Here is a 10,368-nt window from a genome sequence, read left to right as displayed (position 1 = left end):
CCGGGTCCGGTACGGGACGCGGGTGATCGGGGTGTCCCGGCAGGGCCGCGACCGGCTGGTCAGCGCGGACCGCGACGGAGCACCGTTCATGATCCACACCGTCGACGCACGCGGCGTCGAAACGCGTCACACGGTCCGCGCGGTGATCGACGCGTCGGGGACCTGGCGCCAGCCCAACCCGGCCGGCGCGGACGGTCTGCCCGCGCTCGGCGAGCGGGCGGCGGTCGCCGCCGGTGTGCTGTCCTATCTGCCTCCGACTCCCGCGCAGGTCGCGGCCCTGGCCGGAGGGCATGTGGTGGTGGTCGGGAGTGGTCACTCGGCGATGACCGCGGTCATCGACCTCGCCGCGGTCGCCCGCGAGGTGCCGGGCACGCGGATCAGCTGGGTACTGCGGCGCGGCACGGTCGGCGACGCGTTCGGCGGCGGTGCGGCCGACGCTCTGCCCGCCCGCGGTGCCCTCGGGGTCCGCTCCCACCAGGCGGTCGATGACGGGCTGGTCGATCTGGTCGCTGGGTTCCGCGTGGAGCGGGTCGATTTGCGGGACGGGCGGGTCGTGTTGCTCGCCGAGGACGGCCGCAGTCTGCCGCCGGCCGATCGGGTGGTGGCGGTGACCGGGTTCCGGCCGGACCTGTCGTTCCTGTCCGAGATGCGCTTGGACCTCGACCCGATCCTGCAAGCCCCGGTCCGCCTTGCTGGCGAGATCGATCCCAACGTGCACTCGTGCGGCACCGTCATGCCGCACGGCGCCCGCGAGCTCGCCCACCCCGAGAAGGGCCTGTACTTGGTCGGGATGAAGTCCTACGGCCGGGCACCGACGTTCCTCGCGATGACCGGCTACGAACAGGTCCGTAGCGTCGTCGCCGCACTCGCCGGCGACCACCAGGCCGCCGCCCGCGTCGAGCTGACCCTCCCGAACACCGGCGTCTGTTCCGGTGGCGGTCTGGCGGACGACCCAGCGGGAGCCGAGGGCGGCGGGGGTTGCTGCGCGCCACCGGTCGAGGTGCTCTCGATCGGCCGCGCTCCGGCGTCAGCATAGGTGCGCTGGTGGTCGACATCTCCACCGCAGCGGGGCCCGCGGCGGCCGGTCCCCGGCGGGCCCTGACAGCGCTGTGCGTGACCACGATCGTCAGCTACGGCGTGCTCTACTACGCGTTCCCCGTCCTCGCCCAGAGCATCGCCGCCGACACCGGCTGGTCGCGCACGGCAGTGACCGCGGCGTTCTCGGCGGGGAACCTACTGGGCGCGGTCGCGGGCGTGCCGGTCGGGCGCGTTCTGGGCCGGCACGGCCCGCGGCCGGTGATGACCGCGGGCTCGACCCTGGCCGTCGCCGCCCTGGCAGGAGTGGCCGAGGCGCCGTCGTATGGCTGGTTCCTCGCCGCCTGGCTGATAGCCGGCGTCGCGATGGCCGGGGTGTTCTACCCACCCGCCTTCGCCGCGCTCACCGGCTGGTACGGACCCAACCGAGTACGCGCACTGACCACCCTCACCCTCGCGGCGGGCTTCGCCAGCACGATCTTCGCGCCGCTCACCGCCACGCTCGCGGGCCACCTGGACTGGCGCGAGGTCTACCTCGTCCTCGCCGCGATCCTCGCCGCGATCACGATCCCCGCCCACGCCTGGGCACTCAGCCCACCCTGGCGCCCCGAGCAGCACGCCAGCCCCAGCCAGGAGCAGGGGAGCCACACGGCGGACCGGCTCAGTGATCGTCGGGTGCTGGCCAGCCGCGAGTTCCTGCTGCTCGTCACAGCACTGACGTTCAGCGCGTTCGCGCTCTACGCCGTCGTGGTCAACCTCGTCCCCCTGCTGACCGGCCGAGGCCTGTCCACGACCCTCGCCGCCTGGGCGATCGGCCTCGGCGGCGTCGGCCAGGTCGCCGGCCGCCTCTGCTACCGACCGCTGGCCGCACGACTGACCGTGCGAGGCCGCACCGCCACGGTCATCGGCGCCGGCGGCCTCGCAACCCTGATCCTCGGCACCCTGCCCGGACCGGGCTTCGCACTGGTAGCAGTCGCCGCGCTCGTCGGAGCAATACGCGGCATGTTCACCCTCGTCGAAGCCACGATCGTCGCCGACCTGTGGGGAACCGCCCGCTTCGCCCGACTCAACGGCGTCTTTAACGCCCCCCTCACCGCCGCGACCGCCCTCGCCCCTAGCATCGGCGCCGCCCTCGCCGCAGCTATGGGCAGCTACCCACTACTGTTCGTCACCCTCGCCGCCGCCGGAGGACTCGGCGCCGCACTGGCCATCGCCGCGACCTCCCGGCCCCACGCTGCCGTCTCTGTCCAGAACCGCCCGGACGGCGCTGCCCCGGAAGGTCACACCGCCGCGGCGTGACGGCGCCAGGCTGCCTGCCGAGCGAAAGGCGAGGCCCTCCGGTGTGGCTCGCTGCGGCCGCTTCTAGAGGATCAGCCGCCGGTCGCCCCTGCTTGACTCCGGCGGGCGGTCTGCCGTCCAGGCGCGCGAGACGGTCTCTCGGGGACCGTCTCGCGTGTCGTGTGCGGCGACGCGACGCCTCCGAGACAGGCGCTGTTCGCCGGGCTATGGAATGGTCGGCGACGAGCTGCCCAGACGGGCGAGTCGGGCGTGTCGGTGAGGAGGAGCCAGCCGGCTTTGGTCACGATCGTGTTCGGATTCGTGGCCGGCCTGGTACTCGCGACGGTCACGGCGCCGGTCGGCGTCTCCGGTGCGGTGTTCCTGCTGCCCGTCCAGCTCGACCTCCTGTCCGTCCCGAGCCCGGCCGTGACCCCAACGAACCTGATCTACAACGTCATCGCCACACCAGGATCACTGCTGCGCTACCACCAGCAAAAGCAACTCGGCGGCGCGCTCACGCGCCGGCTGGTCGCGGGCACACTGCCCGGGGTCGTGCTCGGCGCGATCGTGCGGGTCCGCTACGCACCAGGAGCGGCCCTGTTTCGCCTGCTGCTGGCCTGCCTACTGCTGCCCCTCGGCATCTGGCTATGCGCCCGCACCCTGCGAACCCCACGCCAGCACGACCCCTCGCATCCCGGGACCAGGGCCGTCACGCTGGTCGCGCTGGCCGTCGGATTCGTCGGAGGCGTTTACGGCATCGGCGGCGGATCAATCCTCGGCCCAATCCTCGTCGGCCGCGGCATGCCCGTCGCCACGGTCGCGCCCGCCACCCTGGCCTCCACGTTTGTCACCTCAATCGCCGGAGCAGCGACCTACGGCGTTCTGGCTCTGACGACACCGGGCAACATCGCTCCCCACTGGGCCCTCGGTCTCGCCTGCGGCGCCGGCGGACTCACCGGCGGCTACCTGGGCGCCCGGCTCCAGACCAGACTTCCCAACACCGCCCTACGACTCGTCCTCGGCGGCCTCGCGATCGCCCTCGCCGCCCTCTACCTAGTCGAAGCCGCCTAGTGGGCGCCAGCGGGTCGTCACAAGGCAGGCTCGGTACCGGTAGCCGCCGGCAGGTGAGCTCTCTCGCCGCCTGGACTGAGGTCGAGTCCCCCTTGGGTCAGATCGTGCCCCTGCCGGCGGTCGGGAGAGCTGACCACCGTCCCGCCGCACCCGGCTTGACGTTCCCGCGTCCTAGGACCGTGCCTCGCGCGGGTCGGCGGCTGCCCTGGTCGCTGCCCTCCGGGTGGCGAGCGCCGGGATTTCGGCGATCGTGTCGTCGGTGAGGTCGTCCCAGTGGAGGCCGGTCGGTCGGTGGGCGTCCCGGCAGGCGATCACCTGTGTGGGAGTGACGATCAGGTCGACGCTGACGTCGTGTCGAGACGCGGGGAGCTCCTCGTCGAGGACCTGGAGGTCGTGGACCGTGGTGGCGATGGTGGTCGTGGGGGTGATGAGTCCGGCTTCCTGCAGGAGGGCGAATTCGAGGTCGGTGAAGCCGGCGCCTTTCCCGACGCGGACGCCCCGGAGGTCGACCGCGACGGACCCGCAGACAATCAGGTCGACCGGCCGCATCGCGCTGACGTCAACCAGGCGGCCCAGGCGGGCCGCCGCCTGGTGGGACGCCGCCTCATCCGGCGGGACGGTAAGCGTGGCCGGGTCTAGCTCGCAGAACGGCAGCGGGGCGGCAAGGCGGGGTACCGCCATGTACAGCAGCTTGCCGTCGGCCAGGGCACGGGCGCGTACGGGCAACTGGGCCCGGTCGGGAACAGCTTTGACGACTGCGGCATCCCGCCATACGGGCAGTCCGGCGAGCCGGTCGGCGGCCTGGTCGGAGCCGGTGAAGTCGGGGATGTGGCCGTGTACGCCGGGCGGCGCCGCGCGGGCACGTTCCAACAGGTCCCACACCTTGATCCGCGCGGCCTGTTTCGCGTTCTCCACGGTCATAGGGGCCTGCCGGCGGGGTCGATGAGGTCCAGGATTCGGTCGCCGACGTCGCGGACTGCGGGCTGGTCGGGCCATTGCTGGAGTTCGCGTCTGGCTTGGAAGATCAGGGTGAGGCTGCCGCCGCTCCAGGTCCTTGCGACGAGGTTGATGGTCTGGGCGAGGACCGCGCACGCCTGGTCGATCTGGTGTTGACGGATGTGCGCGAGCGCGAGGTTGCCCAGGATGACCGCGTCCGCCTTCGACTCCGCCGGGGAGCCGGCGCCGATGCTCGCGAGGAGGGATTCCGCGCGTTGGGGTCGGCCGAGCGCGAGATGGCAGGCGCCCGCCATCCGGGGCAGGTCGTGTGGGGAGATCAGGTGGAACGCCTCCCTCCGGCACCCACCCGTACGTCCTGTGAAGTGGATGCACCAGGCGCAGGAACGGGACTGTTGAGACGGCTGCGGCTGGGCGCGCACCCAGCCCCTCAGCCGGATCACGCCGATCCGCAAGTTTGCGGGTGGCCTCGTCGCTGATACCAGCGATGTCGCCTCCCGGTGATGCAAGCCCTCGCCGTAGTGGGCCTCCGACGCAGGAAAGTTAAGCGTGGATGATATGTTGATCCCCGATCAGTAAGCAGGCTGTCTTCTGGAGGGGCTATGGATGGCGACGTCGCGTCGTCGCGGTGGGCTGCCGCGCAGTTCGGCGAGCACGCGGCGAAGGTGGCGCGTGACGTGGCCGCCGGGCTGGTCCGCGCCCAGCGCTCGGCGCGTGTCGTACAGGAGATGGCCCAGCGCGAGGGCGCGGGAGACAGGCGTGCCTACGGCAGCATGTGGGCGCTGCGCTACAACTTCGTCGTCGAGCAGCTCCGGTTGGCTGACCTGCCCGGCTACCGGGCGCACAAGCCCAAGGGTGCGTCGTACAGCCTGGCGGTGGTCAATGGGCGGGTGCTGATCCCCTTCCGGCATGCGACGTCGCTCAACGTGCCGATCGACCGCGCGAAACTGCCCAACAAGATCCCCCGCCAGGTCTCACGGGAGAACGGCGTGCCACCGGCCCCGACTCTGTTCGACTTGCCCAGCGGTGAAGAGACGCCGGCAGGTCCAACCGAGCCGACCGTGGCCGAGGCCGCCGCGGCGGCCGAGGCGGAGAACCTGGTGGTGGTCTACGTCGCGTTCGTGGCCAACGCGGACAGCGACGAGGTGCTGGCGGCCTGGTGGGGAACGCCGGTCTCCCTGGAAGACGACGGCACCATGGTCTGGTCGCCCGAGCGGCTCGATCTCAGCGTCGGAGCCGCGAAGGCGGCCGACGGACGTCGTGCTGACCTCCGGATGACCGGAACGGACAGCACCGCGGCGGGCTTCGCTCAGGGCGATCTGCCGCCACTGAGTGTCACTCCTCGTGCCGAGCCCGCGCCCCTTCCGTCTGCCGAGGCCGACAACGAGGCCACCCGCGTGGCGCAAGACGGCGATGAGTAAGAACAGCCAGCCGCCCCTGTTCGCCACGCCCAGCGCTCGCCCGGGACGCACGGGCGCCGGGCAACCCACACCGGTCGAGGTACATGAGGCGTTCGACTCCACCCGACTGACCCAGGCGCGCCATCTCGCCGGAATGACCAAACGGCGCCTCGCCGACGAACTAGGGGTAACCCCGGCAGCGGTGAGTCAGTACGAGATGGGCACCAACCGGCCCCGCCCGGACCTGTTGCCACGGCTGGCCGAGGTCCTCGACGTGCCTCTGGCCTTCTTCCTGACACGGCCTCCGTATGTACGCCTGGACTCGTCGGCCGCGCACTTCCGCAGCCTGCGCAACACCCGCTCCTACCAGCGAGCGAAGGCCATTGCGCTCACCGAGCAGGTCTGGGAGCTGGCCTACGCGCTGGAGAAGCGGGTGCGGCTACCCTCCGTCGACCTACCCGGCTTTACAGGCGGCGAGGTCCACCCCGGCACCGAACTGCCCACTGACCCGGCAGCAGCCGCCCAAGCCCTGCGCGCCGCGTGGGGGCTCGGCACCGGGCCTATCACTCACCTGGTGCGGCGCCTGGAGGCGCACGGCATCGTTGTGCACACCTCGCAGCGCGACGACGACATGCGGTCAGTCGACGCCTTCTCCACCCCCCGGCTTCCCCGCCCGGTGATCGTGCTGACGCCCAACCGGACAGACGACGTGTACAACCACCGTTTCAGCGCCGCCCATGAGCTGGGTCATCTCGTCGTGCACGGCGAGGCCACCCCTGGCGACATCACCCAGGAACGCGAAGCCGACGCCTTCGCTGCCGAGTTCCTCACACCTCGAGAGTCGATCCTGCCTGAGCTGCCGGCCCGGGCCGACCTGCACCGGCTCTCACAACTGCGCTCCGCCTGGGGTGTGTCGGTGAAGTCCCTGGTCTACCGCTGCCGCGAGCTCGGCCTGCTATCGGACTCCTCCGCCAGCCGCGCCTATCAGCGCCTTCACAGCCTCGAGGGCCAACCCGGCTTCGCCGCCGAACCACCAGCCGGCTACCCCGGCGAACTGCCCGCGCTACTGTCCCAGGCATTTGACCTCGCCTGCGACCACGGGCTGACCATCACCGAACTAGCCCGAGAACTCGCCTGGACCGTTCCACGAGTCCGCCAGATGCTTGGCATCGAGATGCAGCGACCCGTCCTGCGTTTGCTCGCCGGCCAACCCTGACATGATCGTCGGTGCAAGATCGGCGCGTCGGAACTGTCGGACCGGCGCTCTATCCTGAAGGCTTGATCAATTGGCTGGCGTCGGGGGTGTTGCCAGTGGGAGAAGCGCGACTGACGGTCCAGATATCGCCGGAGGAAGCAGCTGGGCGGATCGTCGATGATCCACGGATAGCGATCGACTCGGAGTTGCTCGACGAGGTCGAGGTCAGTCGGGCGGTGACCGCGATCGGGCGACAGTTCGACGAGCTTGCAAGACTGTTCAGCGCGGCTTTGGAAGGTGCCCTGGATGGCACGCAGACGATATCCGCGGATCGATTCCAGGGGCTCGCGGAGATCGTCCGAACGCCGACCAGCGAAGCGTGGCAGCTCGGTGAATGGATGGCTGCGGTCGGTTCGGGGGCCCACCCGCTATCAGCTCGCGAGTGACGAGTAACCGCCCGCAGTCAGACCCTAGACGGAGACGCGTCCGCGTCACCGATCAAGGCATCCCCGGCTCCCTGGCCAGTGCATGCGGCACCGCCGAGCCTAGGCCGCCGTGCGACACACCGTCCGTGACGGGCGCATTCGGGAGCTTGTGGTTCCCATCGCAACGAGGAAGCCGCGCGAAGCGGCACAGTGGAGGCGAAGAGGTGGCTGTCCCCCTGGCTCAGCAGCGCAGGCTGCTCCAGCGGTCGGGCAACGTGTGTGCGTTCCCTGGCTGCGGATTGCTGCTGACCGCCGAAGGCACCCCGGACGATCCCGTCATCGTCCTCGGCGAGATCGCGCACATCGTCGCCGAGAGCCCGAACGGCCCACGCGGGGACTCGCCACTGACACCTGTGGAACGGAACCTGTATCCCAACCTGATCTTGCTGTGCAATCAGCATCACCAGTTGATCGACTCCGACGGGGCGGACGCGACCTACACCGTCGCCCGCCTGACGGCCATGAGGGACGACCACGAGGCCCGGGTCGAGCGCGCGCTGCACGGCCGTCACAACGTGACCACGGAGCTACCACCGGCTCGGCAGGACACGGTCTACAGCAACCTCCTGCCGGTCCAGCAGATGCCGAGGTACATCTACGGCGCGCCCTGCACGGCGGCCAGGGAGGCCGAGATCCAGCCGAAGAACCTCCCCGACGCGATGGCCGCGCCGTTCGTCCTCCGAGGGGGCTGCCTGTGGGCGTTCCAGGACCTGCGCGACGCGGACGGGCCGTTCGCCCACGTGATCACCGCCGCTGAGACCGAGCAGCATCTGACCACGGAGTGGTACGCCGAGCCCAACCGGCTCGGCTGGTACCTCGCGCTGCTGAACCGGTGCCTGAACAAACTGACCGGCCGGCTCGGACTCCGCCTCGACCGGGACCACCACCGGTACTACTTCGAGGCCGACGAGCCGGGCACACCGATGGAGGTCACCTACCGACCGCTGAACATGCAGAAGGCGACCCGCAGCGTCGTCTGGCAGCCGAAGAAGAAGAGCACCGGCGAGCCCCGCGACTACTGGCTGCACCGCGCCGTGGCGCTGCGCTTCATCCAGGCCACGCCCACCACGTGGCTGCTGAGCATCCGCCCCGAACTGCGGGTCACCTCCGACGGCCTCCACGCCCTCGACCCGCGGAACATCGGCCGACGCGTCACACGGTCCAAGGCCCGGATGTACAACTACGACCTCCTCGGGGAGGTGCAGTTCTGGCGCGGCTTCCTGGGCCGGTCCACCCCGACGATCACACTCGGGTTCGGAGTGTCCGCCCAGCAACTGGTGATCGCCACCTCGATGGGCAGCGGCACCGTGCGGTGGCCCGGCATACCCGAGGAACACGCCAAACCGTTCAGGAACGTCGAATACCTCGATGACCAGGCCAGCTGGGCCGAGGCCGAACAGCTCCCAGAAGAAGACGACGAGGCGGACGGCACCGACAACATAGCGATCTGGGACAACTCCGTCAGCGACGGTCAGGTGACCGCGTGACCATCGCCAGACCCGGCCCGCCGAGAACGTCGGCCACCCGGCCGCTCCTGATCGACACCGACTACCTTCCTGAGCCGCTCCTGCTGTTCGCGGATGACGGCCTGCACGTCGACCCCAAGTCTGGCATCGCTCGGTACGGCCCCCGCTCGCTCACGTCGACGGGCCGCCACCCCGGACGGCTCCGGATCGGGATCATCGGACGCGCCCAGCAGATCAGCACCGCCCGCCGCTGGTTGGAAAGCCAGGCCGCCGGGGTCAACGGCGATCCCAAGAACCCCGAGTTCCCCGGCTGGATGCCCGACCGCGGGTTCTTCTCCCAGCTGGAATTCGCCGACCCGTGGAACCAGGAACTGGGCCAGTCCGAACTGCGTAAGATCCTGGAGATCGAGTCACCGAGAGAACGGTTCGAGACGCTCCTGCGGCTTCTTGAGGACAAGCTACAACTACTCGCCGAACGCGACAGCCCACCCGAGTACATCCTCATCGCGATCTCCGACGAGATCGTCACCAAGTGCGGCACGGCGGACTACACCAACGCGGAGACCGGCACCGTGCACCGCGACCTGCGCCGCGCGCTGAAAGCCATCGCGATGAAGTACCGCATCCCGACGCAGATCCTTCGCGAAGCCACCATGGACGGGCGCGACAGGACCCCTGCCTCCAGGATCGCCTGGAACTTCTTCACAGCCATGTACTGCAAGGCGGGCGGCTACCCCTGGAGCCCGCACGGCCTGGCCGCAGGCACCTGCTACGTCGGCATCGGCTTCTACCGGCCACTCGGCGCCAGGGGTTCCACCATGCAGACCAGCCTGATCCAAGCCTTCGACGAACACGGTGAAGGCCTCGTCCTGCGAGGCCACGACTTCGACTGGGACCCAGACAAGACCGGCAGCAGGTCACCGCATCTGACCGCCGACGACGCCAACGCCCTCGTAACCAGAGTCCTCGACCAGTACGAGCGCCAGATGCACCAGACCCCGTCCCGAATCGTCGTCCACAAGACCTCCCGGTACTGGCCTGACGAACGCGAGGGCTTCCACGCCGCCATCGAGTCACGCGTGCGGCGCTACGACCTCATGGCCCTCGAGGCCCAGAGCGCAGTTCGCCTCATCACCATGTCGAAGTACCCACCGCTGCGCGGCACCAGGTTTACCATCGGCGACCTCGATTACCTCTACACCACCGGCTACCTCGCAGCCCTCGGCGAGTTCCACGGCATGCACGTGCCAGCGCCGCTCCAGGTCGCCGACCACATCGGCCAGGACACGCCTCGCGAAGTTCTACTCCGGGAGGTCCTCGCCCTCACCAAGCTCAACTGGAACTCGGCGGCACTCGGCGGACTCCTGCCCATCACGATCAAATTCTCACGCCTCGTCGGGGAGATCATGCGCGAAATTCCCGACGACCGAGAACCGCTGCCCCAGTTCAAGTTCTACATCTGACCTGTGCACTGCGGACGGCCT

Annotated in this window: 10 protein-coding genes; 8 read left to right on the top strand and 2 right to left on the bottom strand. The window is 69.8% G+C overall.

All coding sequences use genetic code 11. The features are described from left to right. The 3 genes from I6A60_RS32265 to I6A60_RS32255 all read left to right on the top strand — a co-directional run. Positions 1-1,036, top strand: a 1,036-nt coding sequence (locus I6A60_RS32265; protein ID WP_203055772.1) for an NAD(P)-binding domain-containing protein, incomplete at its 5' end; no start/stop codon positions are given. A gap of 8 nt (positions 1,037-1,044) precedes the next feature. Continuing rightward, complete coding sequence (locus I6A60_RS32260) at positions 1,045-2,334, top strand: MFS transporter (RefSeq protein ID WP_203022063.1); 1,290 nt, start codon at positions 1,045-1,047, stop codon at positions 2,332-2,334. Positions 2,335-2,610: 276 nt separating this feature from the next. After that, positions 2,611-3,384, top strand: coding sequence for a sulfite exporter TauE/SafE family protein (locus I6A60_RS32255; protein WP_203022062.1), 774 nt, complete (start codon positions 2,611-2,613; stop codon positions 3,382-3,384). A gap of 171 nt (positions 3,385-3,555) precedes the next feature. On the opposite strand, the gene I6A60_RS32250 is transcribed toward I6A60_RS32255, so the two are convergent. Together I6A60_RS32250 and I6A60_RS32245 are read right to left on the bottom strand one after the other, a co-directional pair. Beyond that, positions 3,556-4,305, bottom strand: coding sequence for a 5-formyltetrahydrofolate cyclo-ligase (locus I6A60_RS32250; RefSeq protein ID WP_203022061.1), 750 nt, complete (start codon positions 4,303-4,305; stop codon positions 3,556-3,558). Then, a complete protein-coding gene (locus tag I6A60_RS32245) occupies positions 4,302-4,781 on the bottom strand; it encodes a tol-pal system YbgF family protein (protein ID WP_203022060.1) in 480 nt (159 codons plus the stop codon). The genes I6A60_RS32250 and I6A60_RS32245 overlap by 4 nt, the downstream gene beginning before the upstream one ends. 159 nt (positions 4,782-4,940) lie before the next feature. Here I6A60_RS32245 and I6A60_RS32240 point away from each other — a divergent pair, with 159 nt between their 5' ends. The 5 genes from I6A60_RS32240 to I6A60_RS32220 all read left to right on the top strand — a co-directional run bounded on the left by I6A60_RS32240 (position 4,941) and on the right by I6A60_RS32220 (position 10,347). Continuing rightward, positions 4,941-5,759, top strand: coding sequence for a hypothetical protein (locus I6A60_RS32240; protein WP_203022059.1), 819 nt, complete (start codon positions 4,941-4,943; stop codon positions 5,757-5,759). After that, positions 5,752-6,954 (top strand): ImmA/IrrE family metallo-endopeptidase, encoded by a 1,203-nt coding sequence (locus tag I6A60_RS32235; RefSeq protein ID WP_203022058.1) that lies wholly within the window; start codon positions 5,752-5,754, stop codon positions 6,952-6,954. Before I6A60_RS32240 ends, I6A60_RS32235 begins: the two co-directional genes overlap by 8 nt. A gap of 62 nt (positions 6,955-7,016) precedes the next feature. Then, positions 7,017-7,379, top strand: a complete 363-nt coding sequence (locus tag I6A60_RS32230; RefSeq protein WP_203022057.1) for a hypothetical protein — start codon at positions 7,017-7,019, stop codon at positions 7,377-7,379. Positions 7,380-7,582: 203 nt separating this feature from the next. Continuing rightward, entirely contained in the window at positions 7,583-8,905 is a 1,323-nt protein-coding gene (locus I6A60_RS32225; RefSeq protein ID WP_203022056.1) for a hypothetical protein, read from the top strand. Next, positions 8,902-10,347 (top strand): hypothetical protein, encoded by a 1,446-nt coding sequence (locus tag I6A60_RS32220; RefSeq protein ID WP_203022055.1) that lies wholly within the window; start codon positions 8,902-8,904, stop codon positions 10,345-10,347. The genes I6A60_RS32225 and I6A60_RS32220 overlap by 4 nt, the downstream gene beginning before the upstream one ends. The last annotated feature ends 21 nt before the right edge of the window (positions 10,348-10,368 follow it).

This window comes from Frankia sp. AgB1.9, from assembly GCF_016786355.1.
GTDB lineage: Bacteria > Actinomycetota > Actinomycetes > Frankiales > Frankiaceae > Pseudofrankia.
This window is presented reverse-complemented; position numbering and strand designations above follow the sequence as displayed.

Bases quoted from the DNA above. Each gene is read 5' to 3' on its own strand.
- I6A60_RS32240 (WP_203022059.1), top strand. From the start codon at position 4,941: ATGGATGGCGACGTCGCGTCGTCGCGGTGGGCTGCCGCGCAGTTCGGC.
- I6A60_RS32235 (WP_203022058.1), top strand. From the start codon at position 5,752: ATGAGTAAGAACAGCCAGCCGCCCCTGTTCGCCACGCCCAGCGCTCGC.
- I6A60_RS32250 (WP_203022061.1), bottom strand. From the start codon at position 4,305: ATGACCGTGGAGAACGCGAAACAGGCCGCGCGGATCAAGGTGTGGGAC.